We start from the raw sequence: 18,149 nt of genomic DNA on the forward strand, positions 1-18,149 counted from the left end.
TGTGATAGAATACGAAGGTGGCGTGCCTGACGGCGTTCGAACCGTCGCGGTACTCTTCGGTGGAAGACCTGCGGGAGATATCCACGCGCGTGAGCCAGGACTCGACCGGACTCGACATCGTTCAGCAGTCCAGCCATCCGCTGGTCCGGCAGTTCAGCGGCATGTGGAATGCCAAGCGCCGGAGCGGTGGTCTGCCCAGCCGCTCGGACTTCGAGATCGACGAATTGATGCCCTGGTTCGGGCACGTGATCATCATGGATGTCATCGACGGGGGGCGGGACTTCCGCTACCGGATGATCGGCACCCGGATCACCGAGTTCCTGGACCGGGACTATACCGGCAAGTGCGTGTCGGAGTGCGAGTACGGCGAAGGCCGGGCGAAGGTGGTCGACACCTTCAGGCGACCGATCATCGTCCAGGGGCCGGTGCACCGATCCGGCCAGGTGATCTGGGCGGCGGACAAGACCTGGCGTCGGTACGACAGCGTGCATTGCCCGCTGGCGCGTGACGCCGACACGCCTGAGTTCACGATCGGCGTGCTCTACTTCGGAGCCGCCGCCGTCTCACGCTCCGGCGGTCTGCACGATCTTTCAGGCTAGGCCGCCGCTGCTGCCTAGCCGCACTTCGAATAACCGCAGGCGGTGCACAGCGCGCAGCCTTCCTGATGAACCAGCGCCACGGATCCGCAGCTCGGGCACTGGCCCGGGGTGGTGCCGAGATTGACGACTTCGCGCTGCGCCTCCGGTTCGTGGCCGGCCGGCACGGCGCCCCGGCGCTTCAGGAAGCCGATCTCGATCATGTGAGTCTCGATCACCTCGCCGATCGCCGCCAGCAGCGACGGCACGTACTTGCCCTTCAGCCACTGGCCGCCGCGCGGGTCGAACACCGCCTTCAACTCGTCGACCACGAACGACACGTCGCCGCCGCGGCGGAACACCGCGCTGATCATCCTGGTCAAAGCCACCGTCCAGGCGAAATGCTCCATGTTCTTGGAGTTGATGAATACCTCGAACGGCCGGCGCCGGCCGTCCTGCAGGATGTCGTTCACAGTGATGTAGATCGCGTGGTCGCTGTCCGCCCACTTGATCTTGTAGGTCTCGCCCGGCAGCGAGGCCGGACGGTCGAGCGGCTGGGTGAGATGCACCACGGCGCGACCGTCGGCGAGGATGGTCGCGGTCTCCGCCGGACCCGCGGGCTCGGCAGCGGCCCGCTCCGGCTCTTTGCGGCGGGTGGCCAGCACCGCACCGGTCACGTCGTTCGGCCGGTAGGTCGTGCAGCCTTTGCATCCGGACTCATAGGCCTGCCGGTAGACATCCTTGAACGCCTCGAAGGCGATGTCCTCGGGACAGTTGATGGTCTTGGAGATCGAACTGTCGACATACTTCTGGACGGCCGCCTGCATCACGACATGATCACTCGGCGCCAGGCTCTGGGCGTGCACGAAGGCATCGGTCAACGGTGCGTCCGGACCCTTCAACTCGCGGTACAGGCGATAGGCGAGGTCGCTGACTTCCTCGGTCTTCCTGCTGCCGTCCGGCATCAGAACGGTCCGGTCGTAGGTGAAGCTGAACACCGGCTCCAGACCCGAGGAGACATTGTCGGCGAACAGCGAGATGGTGCCGGTCGGCGCGATCGAGGTGACCAGTGCGTTGCGGATGCCGTGCTCGGCAATGGCCTCGCGAAGATCCTCGTCCAGTTCCCGGATCGACTCGCCGGCCAGGTAGGGCTCGGCGTCGAACAATGGGAATGGACCTTTCTCGCGGGCGATGTCGATCGACGCCTGGTAGGCGTGGCGGCGTAGCAGGGCCATCCAACGCTCGGTGACCGCGACCGCCTCCGGCGAGCCGTAGCGCAGCCCGCAGAAGATCAGCGCGTCGGCCAGGCCGGTCACGCCGAGCCCGATCCGGCGCTTGGCCCGGGCTTCGGCGGCCTGCGCGTCCAGTGGGAAGCGCGAGACGTCCACCACATTGTCCATCATGCGCACGGCCAGCGGCACGATCTCGGCCAGTGCCGCCTCGTCAAGGGCGGCGTCCGCCTCGAAGGGGCGGGCGATCAGGGTTGCCAGGTTGATCGAGCCGAGCAGGCAGGCACCGTACGGCGGCAGCGGCTGCTCGCCGCAGGGGTTGGTGGCGCTGATGGTTTCGCAATAGTGCAGGTTGTTGCGACGGTTGATCCGGTCGATGAAGATCACGCCCGGCTCGGCCACGTCGTAGGTGGTCTGCATGATCCGGTCCCACAACGCGCGGGCTTTCACGGTGCGGTAGGTCGTGCCCTCGAACACCAGGTCCCAGTCGCCATCGGCCTTCACCGCCTCCATGAACGGATCGGTGATCAGGACCGAGAGGTTGAACATGCGCAGGCGCGACGGGTCGCGCTTGGCCTCGACGAAGCCTTCAATGTCCGGGTGGTCGCAGCGCAAGGTCGCCATCATGGCGCCGCGGCGGGACCCGGCGCTCATGATGGTGCGGCACATGGCGTCCCAGACGTCCATGAACGACAGCGGGCCGGACGCGTCGGCGCCGACGCCCTTCACCGGCGCGCCGCGCGGCCGGATGGTCGAGAAGTCGTAGCCGATGCCGCCACCCTGCTGCATGGTCAGGGCGGCTTCCTTGAGCGACTCGAAGATCCCGCCCATGGAATCCGGGACCGTGCCCATGACGAAGCAGTTGAACAGGGTGACGGACCGCCCGGTGCCCGCGCCGGCCAGGATCCGGCCGGCCGGCAGGAAACGGTAGCCCTCCATCGCCTCGTAGAACCGCTCGGCCCAGCGCGCCCGGTCATTCGGGGCCTCCGCCTCGGCCAACGCCGTCGCCACCCGGCGCCAGCTGTCCTGGGGCGATGCCTCGACCGGCTCGCCCCCGACCCGCAGCCGATACTTCATGTCCCAGATCTGTCGGCTGATCGGCGCCGGATCCTGCATCACACACCCAAACGGTAAAAGAGCGGCCTTATAAGATAAGATCCGGGGGCCGTCGGATCAATTTTTTTGTTCCTGATCCGTTCCGGAGGGCGGCATCGTGGCCGATGAAACCAGGTCGGCGAGCCCGATCCGGACCCGGGCGAAGACGTACTTGGTCCATTCGCCGGCGACCAGGCCCAGTGTCCCGGGCCAGCGCCACCAGGCATCCATCCGGACGTCGGGCGGGATGACTGGGTAGGGAATCAGCCGTACCTCCGGCAGGGCGTGTGTGAACTCCAGCCGGGCGCGCGGCATGTGGTAGTTCGAGGTGACCAGGATCAGGGATTTCCGTTCGGTCGCGCGTGCCCACAACGCGGTCTCGCGGGCGTTGCCGAGGGTGTCCGACGCGCCGTAGCCCAGGACGACGCAGCAGTCGATGACCGCCTGATCGAGACTGTCGCCGGCATCCGGAACCAAGTCGCGGATGCGCGCGGGATCGACCCGATGGTCAACGCCGGAGACGAACAGCACCGGCGCGGTGCCGTTCGACAGCAGAGCCACGCCGGCATCCATGCGTTTGCTGCCGCCGGTCAGCACGACGACCGCGGCCGCCGGCTCGACCAGAACCGGCTGGACGGGGATTCGGCCGGCGTAGCGCACCAGCCCGATTACCCAGGCGGTGGCCAGCGACAGGGCCACGACCATGATCAGCAATCCGATGCCGTATCCTGATCGGTCGGGTTCGCGACGGAACCGGTAGCGACGGCGGGCCATGGTTCAGGGCAGGCGGGCGAGCGACAGCATCACGGACGCCCGAGCGGTCAGGGTGGCGATCGCCGTGGCTGCGATCGGAAGCGCGATCACCGCCAGCCAGTCGCGGAGGCCGAAGTCGATCGAGGCGATCAAGGTCGCGAGACCGGCCGGGCCGGTCACCGCGGCGGCATCGGTTGCCGTCCAGCGCAGGGCGATCACGGTGACGATCGCCAGTATGGCCCCGATCACGCCGCCGACCGCGGCCAGCCGGCCGGTGTGGCGCTGGAACTGCCGGGCGATGAAGCGGTCCGGCGCCCCGATCAGGTGCAGAACCTCGATTTCGTTGCGGTGAACGCCAAGCCCGGTGCGCACGGCGAACACCACGGCGAGAATGGCTGCCAGCGACACCAGCACGATCACCACCAGCCCGGTGACGGCGACCGAACGCGCCAGGGCCTGGGCGTCGGCCAGCCACCGAGCATGGTCGTCGAGGGTGGTGCCCGGCGCCGCGTTCTCCAGGCGCTCGGCGAGGGACTCGCGGTCCAGCGGCTGGCTTTGCGCAAGCCGGACGTCCACCAGGAGCGGCAACGGCAGCGTGCGGACCAGTTCCGGTCCCAGCCAGGGTTCGAGCAACGCGGCCGAATCGGCTTCGGAGATCGGCCGCGCGTCGGCGATGCCCGGTGTCACCTTCAGCAGCCGCATGACCGCGTCGCGACGCTCGGCCGAGGCTGCACGGGACGCGTCGTCCCCGGTGTTCAGGGTGGGCGGGATCTGGATGGTGAGCGATCCGGCCAGCCGGCGGTCCCAGTCGGAAACGAAGCCCTGCGCCGTCAATCCGCCGACTGCCGCCAGCGCCGCCAGGTAGACCAGGACAGCCAGCAGGCCCGGCAGGAACCGGGTCGACGGGTCGCGCGCCAGGGCGAGATCGTTGCGGCCCCACATGGTCAGGCCGGGCGCGCGGCCGCGTTGCCCGGCTTGGCGGAGGCGCCGCCGGGCATCTGCACCCGGGACAGCCGTGCGCCCTCGAGATGCAGGCGCGGATGGTCGAAACGTTTCACCAGCGACTCATTGTGGGTGGCGATCAGTACGGTGGTACCCATTTTGTTCAACTCTTCAAACAGATAGAGCAGCCGGATCGCAATACGATCGTCGACGTTGCCGGTCGGCTCGTCGGCCAGCAGCAGGTTCGGCCGGCCGATCACCGCGCGGGCGATCGCGATCCGCTGCTGCTGGCCGCCGGACAGGGTGGCGGGCAGCGCGTCCAGATGACCGCTCAACCCGACCCAGGCCAGCAGTTCCGGCACATGCTCGCGGATCAGCGACTCGCGGGTTCCGGCAATGCGCAGCGGCAGCGCCACATTGTCCAACGCGGACAGGTGGGGGATCAGCCGGAAATCCTGGAACACCACTCCGACCCGGCGTCGCATTGCCGGCCGCTCGGCCCGGCGAATTCCGGAGATGTCGCGGTCGAACAGGCGGATGTTGCCGGACACCGGGCGGGCGCCGAGGTACATCAGGCGCAGCAGGGTCGACTTGCCGGCGCCGCTGCCGCCGGTCAGGAAGTGAAAGCTGCCGGGTTCCAGTTCGAACGACACATCGCGCAGGATGACGGGCCCGCCGTCGTAGCGCATGAACACGTTTTCGAACCGGACCACCTGGCTACTCGCCCCTCGCTCATTCTCGGCACGGCCGGATCTTGGACGAACGCCGTGGCGAAAGAAAGACATGGTCGCCGAGCACGGGAGCCGGTTTGCGGACCCAGGTCGCGACGCGATCGTGGCGGGGCCCGGCGGGCGCGTTATACTCCGCGCCGCGGATTGGATGATGAGGCGGCGAATGCGGGTTACCTGCCCGGAGTGCGAAGCGAAATTCAAGGTTCCGGACAAGGCCCTGGGAACGACCGGGCGCAAGCTGCGCTGCGGCAGTTGCTCGCATCAGTGGATGCAGGCACCGCCTCCCCCTAAGCCGGCCAAGGCGCCGGCGGAGGAGGGAGCCGGGAAGCCGAAGGCCAAAGCAAAGGGCAAGGCGAAGGCCAAACCGAAACCCAAGCCTAAGCCCATGCCGGAGCCGGAACCGGAGGACGAACTCCCCGAGGAGGAGGCTTCGGAGGGCGACGAGGAGTTCGACAGGGACGACCTGCGGCCGCCGACCGATGACGACGAGGGAGGGATGGACCCGCCTCCGCTCGGCGGGGTGTCCCGATTCCGCGGTGCCCGTTCGACGCCTCCCCCGAAACGCCGGTTGCCCGTGGCACTACTGGTTCTGACCGCGGCGGCGTTCGCGATTCCGGGGATACTGGTGGCGGCCCGGACGTCGCTGGTCGAGGCGTGGCCGGCCAGCGCCCTGCTCTACGACACGATCGGCATGCATGTGGACGTGCCGGGCGAGGGGCTGGTCCTGCAGAACGTCTATGTCCAGCGCCGCCAGGAAGGCAGCGTGCTGCTGCTGGTGGTCTCCGGCGAGATCAGCAACCCGACCGAACAGATGCGCAGCCTGCCGGCCCTGCGCGGCACGGTGCTGGATGCGCGTGGCGACACCCTGCAGTCCTGGCTGTTCACCGCCACCACCCCGCAGTTGCTGCCGGGCGACGTCGGGCGGTTCCAGTCGGAGTTCGCCGGCGGATCCAGCGACGCCAGCCGGGTCAACGTCACCTTCACCCACGAACGGCCGGAGGTGGGCGTCGGGTATTAGGCGGGTTCGCCAGTGCCTGATCAGAAGCGCTTCAGCAGCCGCTCGATGTAGTTGAGCTCGGTTTCCGGGCGCTGGCGGTCGCCGGAGCGGCGACGCAACTCGTCGAAGATCCGCCGGGCGCGCAGCAGGTCGCTTTCGCCGGGGATCTCGATCCCACCGTTGTCGTTGGCGTAACCCTGGCTGTTCGGCCGGTCGCGCAGCGGATCGCGGCGCTGGTCGTCGTGGTTGAGACCCTGGACGTTCGGGTCGGGAGCCGCGCCGCCGTTGGCCTGCTGGTTCTGCCGCATCGTCTCGGCCAGCGCCTGGGCGCCGTCCTGCAGGCGTTCCACCGCGTCGCCCTGCGGTCCGACGGCGTCACCGGGCTGGGCACGGCCAAGCGCGTCCGTGGCGTCCTTCATCGCCCGCTCGGCCTCGCCGAACGGCTGTGGGATCTGTCCCAGGCCTTCGCCGAGCTTGCGCATGAACTCGCCGAGCTGGCGGCGCAGCCGTTCCTGCATCTGCGCCAGCGCCTCGGGCGTCATCTGTCCCTGGTCGGGCCGGCTCTGCCGGCCGCTGCGGTCGGCGCCCTGAGGGGTGCCGTCGCCGGCCTGGCCCTGCTGTCCGGAGCGTTGACCGGGCCGGTGCTCGCGCGGTTGACCGGGCATCTGGCCCATCTGCTGGTCACGGCCCTCGCGCTGGAAGCCTTCCTGGTGCGCCTTGTAGGTGTCGTCCATCAGGCGCTGCTGCTGTTCGGCCAGTTCCTGAAGCTGACGCATCATCTCCTGGACGGCCTGCTGCTCGGGCGACATTGGCTGCGGCCGGCCGGCGCGCAGGTTCTCCATCATCTCGCGGAGCTGCGAGAGCAGCTGGCGGGCGGCGTCCTTGGCGCCGGACTTCATCAGCTCGCGGGCGCGGTCGACCATGTCCATCAGATCCTTGCGCTCGATCATCTGGCGCGGATCGATGTCCTGGGCCTGCTGCGGATCACCCTGCTGGAGCTGCTGCTGCATCTGCTCCATCATCGCCTTCAGGTATTTGTCGATGGCCTGCTTGAGCTCCTCCATCAGCTGCTCGAGCGCCTGCTGGTCGGGGTTGTCCTGGGCCAGCATCTCCATCAGCCGGCGCTCAAGCTCGCGCAGTTCCCGGGCGGCCAGCGACATCTCGCCGTCCTCGACCCGAAGCGCGGTGTCCCACAGCAGCGACTGGACGTTGGCGATCAACGCCGGCGAGGTGTCGCTGATCACCAGACGGCCGGCGGCGACCCGCAGCGACAGGAAGGTGACGATGTCGTCGTAGTAGTGCTGCGGCCGCGCCGCCAGCGACATCAGCACCTCGGCGATGTCGGTCTTCTCATGCGGCTCCGTCAGCAGCCGCTTGCGCTGTTCGATGATTGCCCTGGCAACCGGGTGCTGGAACTGCCGTTCCGGAAGGATCATGCGGGCCGGTTCGCTGACGCCTTCCTGGCCGGCCTCGTCGCGCGCCACCAGGGTGATGTCCACGGTCTGGCCCGCCCAGGGATGCGGCGTGAGGTCGTGATAGTCCTTGGCATCCGCCGCTTCCAGGCCGTTGCCGGGCAGCGCCATGGGCAACATGATCGGATCGTCCGAGGTCGGCTTGCCGTCCGGGTCCAGCAACCGGATCCGGGCCTCGACCCCGGCCAGTCCGTAGTCGTCCGACGCGGCGTAGTGGACCATCAACGCTGCGCGCTCGGTTGCCTGCGGTGGTTCGGCAAAGGCGACGGTCGGTTGCAGGTCGGGCAGGACCGTGATGGTCCAGGCCGCCAGTTCGGCGCGGTTCTGGCGGATCGACAGGGCCGTCCCCTCGGTGATCGGGGTCTCGATCTGATGGGCCTGCTCGGCGACCTTCTCGAACGGCTTGACGTTCTCGCCGTCGCGGGTCGCGAACGCCAGCAACGGGGCGCCGGTACCGCCGTTGACCTTGGCCAGCAGAACCGAGCCGGTCGGTACGGCCAGCCGCTTCGGGCTGTTGGCGGGGCTCCGCGGATCATGGCCGTTCGGCTTGCCGGCTCCGCTTGTGACGGGCTGGCCGGCTCGGGCCAGCATCATCGGCGGCCGGCCGGTATAGGCCGGCGGGTTGATCCAGACGTCGAAAGTCGGAGCCGGCGTCTCCGCCAGGGGGGTCAGGGTCACGTCGAAGGCCTCGGCCATCCGGCCGAGCGGATCCGGGGCAGCGACCGCGATGCCGGCGATCAGGACCATGCCGGCAAGCGAACGCGTCCCGAACCGGTCCAGGCGGGTCATGGTGGGCTCGGGGGCCGCGACTCGCAGGTTCGCAAGGCTGTCTTCCTGGCGCCGGCGGTGGGCTGTCCACAGGGCTTGCGCCACCAGATCCCGGTCGGCGCCGGCCGGACGGTCGGCGAGGCTGGAGACCGGGCGGTGCGCCAGGGAGCTGTCAAACTCGAGCCGACGTGCGGCATCGGTTTCGTTCGCGGGCTGCCACGCCACCACACCCCGGCGTACGATCCACAGGAACAGTGCCGCGAACCCGACCAGAAGCGCCAACTGGCCCCAGCCGCCGGTCAGCGCACCAATCGCGCTGGGCAGGCCGAGCAGGGCGATGCCGAAGAAGACCGCCAGCATCATGAGCGCCGGCCACAGCGAAGGCCAAAGCCGCTCCCAATCGACGATCGCCCGGGCAAGCGTCAGCTTGCGGGCGACGCTCGGATACGGCGTCCTGTCGGACGGGGCCTCGGTGCGGCGCACGGCAAACCTCCGCATCAGCGGTGGGCGACCAACGCCATCCGATACAGCCCCCTCCATCGGCGACGTCGAGCGGTCGATTGCCTAAGTGTCGGGTCGCGCCCCGTGATCGTCAAGTGCCGCGCTGCTGCCGGAACAGGCCGCCAGCCGCCGCCTTCAGTCGGCAAGCCACTCGGGAACCCTGTCGAGCGCGATCAGCGCGTCGACGCTCTGGCGCGGCCGGATCACGGTCCAGCGGTCGCCGTCGACCAGCACCTCGGGCGCCAGCGGCCGGGCGTTGTAGGTCGACGACATGACGGCCCCATAGGCGCCGGCGTCGCGAACCACCAGCAGCTCGCCGGCCGTGACCGCCGGCAGCGGCCGGTCCTTGGCCAAATAGTCGCCGGACTCGCAGATCGGCCCGACGATGTCGGCCATCCCGGCGTCGGCGCGGTCGCGTCCGACGACCGGCTCGATGCGGTGGAAGCCTTCGTACAGGGTCGGCCGGATCAAGTCGTTCATGGCGGCATCGACCACCACGTGACGCTTGGTCTCGCCCTGCTTGACCAGGATCACCCGGGCCAGCAGCACGCCGGCGGCACCGACCAGCCAGCGGCCGGGCTCGACCGCCAGCTCGAAGTCGAGGTCGCCGAGCTGCTCCTTGATGATGGCGGCGAGGCCCTGCGGGTCCGGGCCGTCCTCGCCGCGATAGCCGATGCCCAGACCGCCGCCCAGGTCCAAATTGCGCAGGCCGTAGCCTTGGGTGCGCAGGGTCAGCGCCATCTCGCGCACCCGCACATAGGTTTGACGGTACGGTTCGAGGTCGAGGATCTGCGAGCCGATGTGCACCGACAGGCCGACCGCCTCCACGCCGCCCAGCTCGCCGGCCCGGGCGAAGAACGCCGGCGCCCGCTCGATCGGCACACCGAATTTGTTCTCGGCCTTGCCGGTGGTGATCTTGGCGTGGGTCTTGGCGTCGACGTTCGGATTGACCCGCAGGCCGACCCGAGCGGTCGTCCCCTTCGAGCGGGCGACCTCCGCCAGCGTCTCCAGCTCCGGCTCCGACTCGATGTTGAACAGGTGAATGCCGGCATCGAGGGCCGCGGCCATCTCGTCACGGGTCTTGCCGACGCCGGCGAACACGATCCGGTCGGCCGGGATCCCGGCGGCCAGCGCCCTGGCCAGTTCGCCGCCCGACACCACGTCCGCTCCGGCTCCCAGGCCGCGCAGCAGCGTGATGATCGCCTGGTTGCTGTTGGCCTTCACCGCGTAGTGGATCGCAATGCCGAGCGGGTCGAGGGCGGTGGCCAGCGCCTGGTAGCGGGCACGGATGGCGCCGGCCGAATAGACATAGGCTGGCGTGCCGACCTGCTCGGCTATCGTGGCGAGCGGTACGTTCTCGACGGCGAGTGCTCCGTCGCGGGTCTCGAAGCCCTGCATGGCGATACCTGGATCCGTAAGGTGTTGTCAGGAGGTCGGGTAGGTGCGCGGCCAGGTCGACGGTTTGCCTTCCGGCGCCTCCAGCTTGCCGCGCTTGCCGCAGGCGATCGGCCCGGCCAGCGCCAGGGCCGCCAGAACCGCGAACAGCACGACCAGATGGTAACGCCGGCTCATGATCCGTCTCCGTCCAGGAAGCGCTGCCGGGCGGCTGCGACCTGTTCGCGGACCCGGACCGGCGCCGTGCCGCCGAAACTGGTGCGGGCGTTCACCGAGGCTTCCACCGAGACCACGGCGTAGATCCGTTCGTCAAGCGCCGGATGGGCCGCCTTCATGACGTCCAGCGGCAGGTCGGCGAGGCCGCAGCCACGGGTCTCGGCCTGCTTGACCAGACTGCCGCTGACGTGGTGGGCGTCGCGGAACGGTACGCCCGCCTCGCGAACCAGCCAGTCGGCCAGGTCGGTCGCGGTCGGGAATCCAGCCTCGACCGCCTGCCGCATGGCGGCCGGGTTGGCCTGCATGTCGGCGATCATGCCGGCGGTCGCGGCGATGCACAGCCCGAGCGTGTCGACCGCATCGAACAGTGGCTCCTTGTCCTCCTGCATGTCCTTGCCGTACGCCAACGGCAGGCCCTTCATCACCACGGCGAGCGCGGTGAACGCGCCGAGCACGCGGCCGGCCTTGCCGCGCACCAGCTCAGCGGCGTCGGCGTTGCGCTTCTGCGGCATGATCGAGCTGCCGGTGGAGAACGCGTCGGACAGCCGCACGAACCGGAACTGCTGGGTGGTCCACAGCACCAGCTCCTCAGCCAGGCGCGAGAGGTGGGTGGCGCAGATCCCTGCGGCGGCTGCCAGCTCAAGCGCAAAGTCCCGGTCCGACACCGCGTCCAATGAGTTCGCCGCCGGCCGGTCGAAGCCGAGGGCGGAGGCGGTGCGGTGCCGGTCGATCGGATAGGGTGTGCCGGCCAGGGCCGCCGCACCCAAGGGGCTCTCGTTCAACCGCTTGCGGGCGTCGGCCAGCCTGCTGCGGTCGCGGCCGAACATCTCGGTGTAGGCCAGAAGGTGGTGGCCGAAGGTCACCGGCTGGGCGACCTGCAGGTGGGTGAAACCCGGCATCACGGTGTCGGTGTGCTGCTCGGCCTGGCCGATCAGCGCGGCCTGCAGGGCTTTCAACTCGACCTCAAGATCGTCGATCGCGCCGCGCGCCCAGAGCTTCATGTCGAGCGCGACCTGATCGTTGCGCGACCGCCCGGTATGCAGGCGACCCGCCGGCTCGTTGATGAGTTCGCGCAGCCGCGACTCCACATTCATGTGGATGTCCTCGAGCGCGCGCGAGAATTTGAACTGGCCGGACTCGATTTCGCCCCAAATGTCATCTAGACCATGAGCAATGGCGGCGCCGTCCTCGGCTGAGATGATTCCCTGAGCCACCAGCATCTCGGCATGCGCCTTCGACCCGAGGATGTCTTCCCGCCACAGTCGTCGGTCGAAGTCGATGGATGGATTGATCCGTTCCATGACCTCGGCGGGCCCGGACGCGAAGCGACCGCCCCAGAGTGCGTTCGTCCGGCTCTCGGTTTCGACTGGGGCGGGAGTGTGATCGGTCATGACGGGTCCCGGTTCGCAGAAAACTCGATTTCCGTGGCGCCTCGGCATTCTGTCCGGGGCGGTCGCGGCGGTGCTGGCCGGTGCGGTGGTTGCGGTCGGAGCGACCGGCGGGCCGCCCCCCCTGTCCGGCGGGTACGGTGCCTATGATCCTCTTCCCGAGCGTGTGCCCGCCCCGAGCACCGCTTTCCTAGACCCGGACGGCCGCCCCATCAAGCTCGACGCATACCGTGGGTCGCTGGTTCTGCTGAACGTCTGGGCGACTTGGTGCGCGCCCTGCGTGAAGGAACTGCCGTCGCTCGACCGGCTGCAGGCCGCGCTCGGCAGCGACCGGTTCCGGGTTGTGCTGGTATCGGTTGACCGAAAGGGCCTTGAAGTCGCGGCCCCGTTCCTGAAGCGGGTGGGGGTGACCAACCTTCGGACGGCCGCCGATCCGAAATCCGAACTGGCGCGGGCGCTGGGTGCCGCCGGGTTGCCGACATCGATCCTGCTGGACAGCGAGGGCCGGATCATCGGGAAGATGCTCGGTGATGCCGAATGGGACTCGCCGAGCGCCAAGGCGCTGATCCTGCACTACCTGAACCAGCCGGAGGAAACCTGATGGCAGCGGTCGACCGGATCGGAGCATTGGGTCGGGTTCTGGCCCTGGGGTTGTCGGTCGCGTTCGGACCCTGGCTTGGCGGGTCGGCTGCGGCACAGGACCCGGAACTGGCATTCTTTCGGATCGCCACCGGCGGGGTGAACGGCACCTACTACCCGATCGGAGCAATCATCGGGAACGCCATCTCCAGTCCGGTCGGATCTCGCCCCTGCAGCGAGGGTGGAAGCTGCGGCGTGCCGAACCTGATCGCGGCGGCCGTGTCGTCTCACGGTTCGGTCGCCAACGTCGACGCCATCCAGAAGGGTGACATCGAGTCCGGTTTCGCCCAGGCGGACGTGGTGCACGACGCCTATTTCGGCGAGGGTGCCTTTGCCGGCCGCGAACCGATGCGCAAACTCCGAGTGATCGCCAACCTCTACGCCGAACGCATGCAGTTGGTGGCTCGGAAGGGGCTCGGCATCACCGGCGTTCGCGATCTGGTCGGCAAGCGGGTCTCGCTGGACGAACCGGGGTCGGGGACCCTGCTGATGAATCGCCTGCTGCTCGGCGCCTTCGAGCTCAGCGAGGCTGATCTGGTGGTCGAGTATCTGAAGCCGGGGCCCGCATCGTCCCTGATGCAGCGCGGGGAACTGGACGCGTTCATCATCGTTGCGGGCGTGCCGACGAACGTCGTGGCGGACATGCTCGCCCAACGGGTCGCCGAACTGGTCCCGATCGACGGTGACGCGGTCGACTCGATTCTGGCGAAGCATCCGTTCATTGCCCGGTCACCGATTCCGGCGGGCACCTACCGGCGGGACGCCCCGGCCATTCCGACCATCGGTGTCGGCGCGCAATGGGTCGTGGCCGAAGATGTGCCCGAGGAGCGGGTCTACGCGATCTGCCGGGCGCTATGGAATGACGCGACCCGGGTTCTGCTCGACGGGGGCCACCCGACCGGCAAGATGATCCAGGTTGCCACTGCGCTCGACGGAGTCGACATCCCGCTGCATCCGGGGGCGGAGCGCTGCTACGCGGATCTGAAAGCCGGGCGGTGACGGTCTCGCACGCGTTCCCCGGCCGCGAAGGCTCCCTCGGCCGGAGCGGTATCCGGCCGAGGGAAATGCCGACGCTGCGAAATGATATTCCGCTGCGGCAGTTCCGGCGGCCGGTCCGGTCAGTGCATCGTTCCGGAAGCCAGCCGCACAGCGTATCCCTGGATCTGTCGGCGGATCGTCGCGTCCAGATCGTCAAAGGAAGCCTGAGCCATGACGAGATCCATGGGGCTTCCAGTGTGAATCGCGCGCGAAAGGGCGCTCGCAATCCGGGTCTCGTCACCGACGATGTCGGAGACCGATTGTGTCAACAAGGCAAGTGCTTTGTCCGTTACCATTCTGGTCATTATCGTTCCCTCATTCTGAAGGACTATGTGAAGGCTTTTGGATTTATCTAAAAATTTATCTAAAGGCAAGGAAAAAGCATCCCTCCCATCGATCACGATGGGTTTCACCGACCCCGGAGAGCATTGCGTGAAAGACCCGATCGGCGGCCATCCGACCCGCGGCGAGCAGTTGGACGTTCTGGTTCAGATCGTTGCGGACCTCGCCAACCCCGGCGACGCGGTCCTCGATCTGGGTTGCGGCACCGGCTACCTGGAGCATCTGCTGGTAGCTCGGCGCGACGATCTCGTATTGACCGGGGTCGACCGGAAGGGATCGGCGCTGGACGAGGCGCGCGAGCGGTTCGGTGAACGGGTAACGTTCGCCGAGGGCGATCTGACGGAGCCGGCGGCAATCCAGATTCCGGGTCGGCGGTTCCGGTTCGTGGTCAGCGTCCTGACGTTCCACGATCTGACCGACGCCCAGAAGCGGGCCACGCTGAGCTGGGCGCGCGACCGGCTGAGCGATGACGGCTTGATCCTGATCTACGACCGCATCCGGCTCGACCAGCCAGCACTGTTCCCGGCCCAGCAGGCGATCTGGCGGCGGATCGAGCGGGTACACGGTGCGGCGATGCGCACGGCCGACAGCTTCGCGGCCTACGAGGCGGATCTGTCGGACACAAACCGCCCGGCTCGGCTGGACGACTATCGCGACTGGTTCAGCGGCTTGGGGATGGCATCGCAGGTGCTGCACCTGCACGGCAACGTCGGGCTGATCGGCGCAGCACCGCAATAGAGCGGATGCCGCACCGACCGCTGTTGCCGATGACGGTCAGTCGAAGGACGCCGATGTCGTGTCGGTCGAACGGTTGTACCGGATGGTGATCTTCGACACGGTGCACAGGTCGATGCCGTACCAGACGGCGCTGGAGCTATCGTCGTGGTAGATGACCTTCAGGTCCCAGAAGCAGCTCTTGTCGGAGCGGTCGAAGGAGATGTCGAAGGCTTCCCCGTCCGGCATGAGGTCGCGACCCAGAATGTCATTTTCCCAGTCGTCCGATTTGCTCGGCGCGACATAGACTTCGCTCAGTGCGTAGCCGGTCTTGTTCACCAGGGTGAAATCCTGCTTGGCCTGTCCCCAGGCCATTGCAGACATTGCCATGCTTGACACTACGACCATCGACCCAAGAAGGGCGCGCATTGCCATTTCCCGTCTCCGTATGAGGCAACCCAGCAGCCACCGATGTCTTGGCGCCGACAGAACTGGCGGAGAGCAGGGGTGAGTGGGCCAGGAACTCTGGCGGATTTTACTTAAATTTGCAAATAGGATAACGACGAGCACTTGTCGTTTCGTTTGATCGCGATCAGCGCGTCGGCACCGGGACTTCACCGCCGTAGTCGTAGAAGCCGCGATCGGTCTTGCGGCCGAGCCAGCCGGCCTCGACGTACTTCACCAGCAGCGGACACGGGCGGTACTTGCTGTCGGCCAAACCGTCGTACAGCATGTGCATGATCGCCAGGCAGGTATCGAGGCCGATGAAATCCGCCAGTTCCAGCGGACCCATCGGGTGGTTGGCACCCAGCTTCATCGCCGTGTCGATCGACTCGACCGAACCGACGCCCTCGTACAGCGTGTAGACCGCCTCGTTGATCATCGGCAGCAGGATCCGGTTCACGATGAAGGCCGGAAAGTCCTCGGCGACCGAGATGGTCTTGCCGAGACGCTCGGCGAGGCCGCGCACCGCTTCGAAAGTGGCCTGCTCGGTCTGGATGCCCCGGATCAGCTCGACCAGTTGCATCACCGGTACCGGGTTCATGAAGTGCATGCCCATGAACCGGCCGGGCCGGTCGGTGGCGGCACCCAGCCGGGTGATCGAGATCGACGAGGTGTTGGTGGCGATCAGCGCGTCGGCGTTCAGATGCGGGACCAACTGCTTGAGGATCTCGCGCTTGAGTTCCTCGTTCTCGGTGGCAGCCTCGATCACCAGGTCGCAATCGCCAAAGGCGGCGTAGTCGGTACCGGCCGTAATCCGGGCCAGCGCCGCCTGCATCTCGGCATCGGTCAGCTTGCCGCGGGCAATCTGCCGGTTGAGGTTGTGCTCGATCTGGGCGCGCGAGCGGGTCAGCACATCGTCCGAGACGTCCACCATCCGGACGTCCAGCCCTGCCACCGCGCAGACATGGGCGATTCCGTTGCCCATCTGCCCGGCACCGATCACGCCGATGCGCTGCATGTCGCCCTCCTGTTCGGGAGCGGGGCGATGGTTGTCGCCGCCGCGTCCCTAAGGCCTACGTCGTCAGGCTTTGTCGAGCGCCTGGCTCAGTTCCGGCACCGCCTTGAACAGGTCCGCCACCAGGCCGTAGTCGGCGACCTGGAAGATCGGCGCCTCTTCGTCCTTGTTGATGGCGACGATGACCTTGCTGTCCTTCATCCCGGCCAGGTGCTGGATCGCCCCCGAGATGCCGACGGCGATGTACAGGTCCGGTGCCACGACCTTGCCGGTCTGGCCGACCTGGTACTCGTTCGGCACGAAGCCGGCGTCGACGGCGGCGCGCGAGGCGCCCACGGCGGCGTTCAGCTTGTCGGCGACCTCGTCGAGCATCTTGAAGTTCTCGCCGTTCTGCATGCCCCGGCCGCCCGAGATCACCACCCGGGCGCTGGTCAGCTCCGGACGGTCGGACTTCGACAGGGCCTGGCCGACGAAGCTCGACAGGCCCTTGTCGCCCTCACCCGAGGCGTCCTCGACGCTGGCGGAGCCGCCTTCCGCCGCAGCGGGCTCGAAGTTGGTGCCGCGGACGGTGACCACCTTGATGGCGTCCGACGACTTCACGGTCGCCATCGCGTTGCCGGCGTAGATCGGCCGCACGAAGGTCTCGGCGTCGACCACCTCGATGATCTCGGAGACCTGCGCCACGTCGAGCAGGGCGGCAACCCGCGGCATGATGTTCTTGCCGACGGTGGTTGCGGTCGCGACCAGATGGCTGTGCCCGGCCGCCAGCTTGGCGATCAGCGGAGCCAGGTTCTCGGCCAGGGTGTGCTCGTATTCGGCGGAGTCGACCTTCACGACCTTGGCCACCCCGGAAACCTTGGCGGCGGCCTGGGCAGCCGCGTCGCAGCCCTTGCCTGCGACCAGAAGAACGACCTGATCGCTCATCTGGGCGGCGGCGGTGACGGCGCTCAGCGTGGATGGCCGCAACGAGCCGTTCTCATGTTCGGCGAAGACCAGCGCGCTCATGTCAGATCACCTTCGCTTCGTTCTTCAGCTTCGACACCAGTTCGGCAACGTCGGCGACCTTCACGCCGCCCTGGCGCTTCGGCGGCTCGACGACCTTCAGCGTGGTGAGGCGGGGCGCCGGGTCCACACCCAGATCGGCCGGCGTGGTCGGATCGATCGGCTTCTTCTTCGCCTTCATGATGTTCGGCAGCGACGCATAGCGCGGTTCGTTCAGGCGCAGGTCGGTGGTGACGATCGCCGGGGTCTTGACCGAAACGGTCTCCAGCCCGCCGTCGACTTCACGGGTTACCGTGAGGGCACCGTCGCCGACCTCGATCTTCGATGCGAATGTCGCCTGGCTCCATCCAAGCAGGGCCGACAGCATCTGGCCGGTCTGATTGCAGTCGTCGTCGATTGCCTGCTTGCCGAGGATCACGATGCCCGGCTGTTCCTTCTCGACGATGGCCTTCAGCATCTTGGCGACCGCCAGCGGCTCGAGCTCGCCGTCGTGCACCACATGGATGCCGCGGTCGGCGCCCATGGCCAGGGCGGTGCGGATGGTCTCCTGCGCCTGCTGCGGACCAATGGAGACCGCGACGACCTCCTCGGCCTTGCCGGCTTCGCGCATGCGGATGGCCTCTTCGACGGCGATCTCGTCGAACGGGTTCATCGACATCTTGACGTTCGCGAGTTCGACACCGCTCTGGTCCGCCTTCACGCGAACCTTCACGTTGTAGTCGATCACCCGCTTGACGGGGACGAGTACCTTCATTGTTCCCTCGATCGGATAAGGGGATATCGGCCGATCTCCGCCGGGCGACCCCGCTCTTTAGAAAGCGCCCCTTGGCATGTCAAGGAAACGCCGCTGAACTGCCGTGCAATGCGATGACCAGACGTGCCGGTGGCGCGCA

General features: G+C 67.6%; 18 protein-coding genes. 5 read left to right on the forward strand and 13 right to left on the reverse strand.

The genetic code is table 11. The features are described 5' to 3' along the window. Positions 1–89: 89 nt before the first annotated feature. Positions 90–599, forward strand: coding sequence for a PAS domain-containing protein (locus tag RIC54_RS05660; RefSeq protein WP_350085153.1), 510 nt, complete (start codon positions 90–92; stop codon positions 597–599). 14 nt (positions 600–613) lie between these two features. Here the strand turns inward: RIC54_RS05660 and RIC54_RS05665 are convergent, their stop codons facing one another. From RIC54_RS05665 to RIC54_RS05680, 4 genes are all read right to left on the reverse strand, one after another. Further along, the gene (locus RIC54_RS05665) at positions 614–2,920 is read right to left on the reverse strand and encodes an adenosylcobalamin-dependent ribonucleoside-diphosphate reductase (protein ID WP_350085155.1); all 2,307 of its coding nucleotides are present in this window, start codon (positions 2,918–2,920) and stop codon (positions 614–616) included. A gap of 57 nt (positions 2,921–2,977) precedes the next feature. Then, positions 2,978–3,604, reverse strand: a complete 627-nt coding sequence (locus RIC54_RS05670; RefSeq protein WP_350085158.1) for a YdcF family protein — start codon at positions 3,602–3,604, stop codon at positions 2,978–2,980. 72 nt (positions 3,605–3,676) lie between these two features. After that, positions 3,677–4,594, reverse strand: coding sequence for a cell division protein FtsX (locus tag RIC54_RS05675; protein ID WP_350085160.1), 918 nt, complete (start codon positions 4,592–4,594; stop codon positions 3,677–3,679). Positions 4,595–4,596: 2 nt separating this feature from the next. Further along, a complete protein-coding gene (locus tag RIC54_RS05680; protein WP_350087890.1) occupies positions 4,597–5,283 on the reverse strand; it encodes a cell division ATP-binding protein FtsE in 687 nt (228 codons plus the stop codon). Between the two features lie 205 nt (positions 5,284–5,488). Between RIC54_RS05680 and RIC54_RS05685 the strand changes: the two genes are divergently transcribed. Next, positions 5,489–6,343 (forward strand): zinc-ribbon domain-containing protein, encoded by an 855-nt coding sequence (locus tag RIC54_RS05685; RefSeq protein ID WP_350085162.1) that lies wholly within the window; start codon positions 5,489–5,491, stop codon positions 6,341–6,343. A 20-nt stretch (positions 6,344–6,363) separates the two neighbouring features. Here the strand turns inward: RIC54_RS05685 and RIC54_RS05690 are convergent, their stop codons facing one another. From RIC54_RS05690 to argH, 4 genes are all read right to left on the reverse strand, one after another. After that, positions 6,364–9,045, reverse strand: coding sequence for a TIGR02302 family protein (locus tag RIC54_RS05690; protein WP_350085165.1), 2,682 nt, complete (start codon positions 9,043–9,045; stop codon positions 6,364–6,366). Between the two features lie 153 nt (positions 9,046–9,198). Continuing rightward, positions 9,199–10,461: a diaminopimelate decarboxylase gene (gene lysA / locus RIC54_RS05695; protein ID WP_350085168.1), complete on the reverse strand. Its 1,263-nt coding sequence runs from the start codon at positions 10,459–10,461 to the stop codon at positions 9,199–9,201. 27 nt (positions 10,462–10,488) lie between these two features. Continuing rightward, entirely contained in the window at positions 10,489–10,635 is a 147-nt protein-coding gene (locus RIC54_RS05700) for a hypothetical protein (protein ID WP_350085171.1), read from the reverse strand. Then, complete coding sequence (argH, locus tag RIC54_RS05705; RefSeq protein ID WP_350085174.1) at positions 10,632–12,065, reverse strand: argininosuccinate lyase; 1,434 nt, start codon at positions 12,063–12,065, stop codon at positions 10,632–10,634. Before argH ends, RIC54_RS05700 begins: the two co-directional genes overlap by 4 nt. Between argH and RIC54_RS05710 the strand changes: the two genes are divergently transcribed. After that, complete coding sequence (locus RIC54_RS05710; RefSeq protein ID WP_350085177.1) at positions 12,064–12,663, forward strand: TlpA disulfide reductase family protein; 600 nt, start codon at positions 12,064–12,066, stop codon at positions 12,661–12,663. The genes argH and RIC54_RS05710 overlap by 2 nt on opposite strands. Continuing rightward, a complete protein-coding gene (locus tag RIC54_RS05715; RefSeq protein ID WP_350085180.1) occupies positions 12,663–13,700 on the forward strand; it encodes a TAXI family TRAP transporter solute-binding subunit in 1,038 nt (345 codons plus the stop codon). The genes RIC54_RS05710 and RIC54_RS05715 overlap by 1 nt, the downstream gene beginning before the upstream one ends. A 119-nt stretch (positions 13,701–13,819) precedes the next feature. On the opposite strand, the gene RIC54_RS05720 is transcribed toward RIC54_RS05715, so the two are convergent. Further along, a complete protein-coding gene (locus RIC54_RS05720; RefSeq protein ID WP_350085183.1) occupies positions 13,820–14,044 on the reverse strand; it encodes a hypothetical protein in 225 nt (74 codons plus the stop codon). A 127-nt stretch (positions 14,045–14,171) separates the two neighbouring features. Between RIC54_RS05720 and RIC54_RS05725 the strand changes: the two genes are divergently transcribed. After that, a complete protein-coding gene (locus RIC54_RS05725) occupies positions 14,172–14,819 on the forward strand; it encodes a class I SAM-dependent methyltransferase (protein ID WP_350085186.1) in 648 nt (215 codons plus the stop codon). A gap of 36 nt (positions 14,820–14,855) precedes the next feature. Here the strand turns inward: RIC54_RS05725 and RIC54_RS05730 are convergent, their stop codons facing one another. The 4 genes from RIC54_RS05730 to RIC54_RS05745 all read right to left on the reverse strand — a co-directional run bounded on the left by RIC54_RS05730 (position 14,856) and on the right by RIC54_RS05745 (position 18,010). Continuing rightward, entirely contained in the window at positions 14,856–15,185 is a 330-nt protein-coding gene (locus RIC54_RS05730) for an argininosuccinate lyase (protein WP_350085189.1), read from the reverse strand. A 202-nt stretch (positions 15,186–15,387) separates the two neighbouring features. After that, complete coding sequence (locus tag RIC54_RS05735) at positions 15,388–16,257, reverse strand: 3-hydroxybutyryl-CoA dehydrogenase (protein WP_350085192.1); 870 nt, start codon at positions 16,255–16,257, stop codon at positions 15,388–15,390. Between the two features lie 63 nt (positions 16,258–16,320). Then, the gene (locus RIC54_RS05740; protein ID WP_350085195.1) at positions 16,321–17,259 is read right to left on the reverse strand and encodes an electron transfer flavoprotein subunit alpha/FixB family protein; all 939 of its coding nucleotides are present in this window, start codon (positions 17,257–17,259) and stop codon (positions 16,321–16,323) included. A gap of 1 nt (position 17,260) precedes the next feature. Next, entirely contained in the window at positions 17,261–18,010 is a 750-nt protein-coding gene (locus tag RIC54_RS05745) for an electron transfer flavoprotein subunit beta/FixA family protein (RefSeq protein ID WP_350085198.1), read from the reverse strand. Positions 18,011–18,149: the final 139 nt, after the last annotated feature.

Origin of the sequence: Thalassobaculum sp. (genome assembly GCF_040219215.1) — a bacterium.
In the GTDB taxonomy this organism is placed as follows: Bacteria; Pseudomonadota; Alphaproteobacteria; order Thalassobaculales; family Thalassobaculaceae; genus Thalassobaculum_A.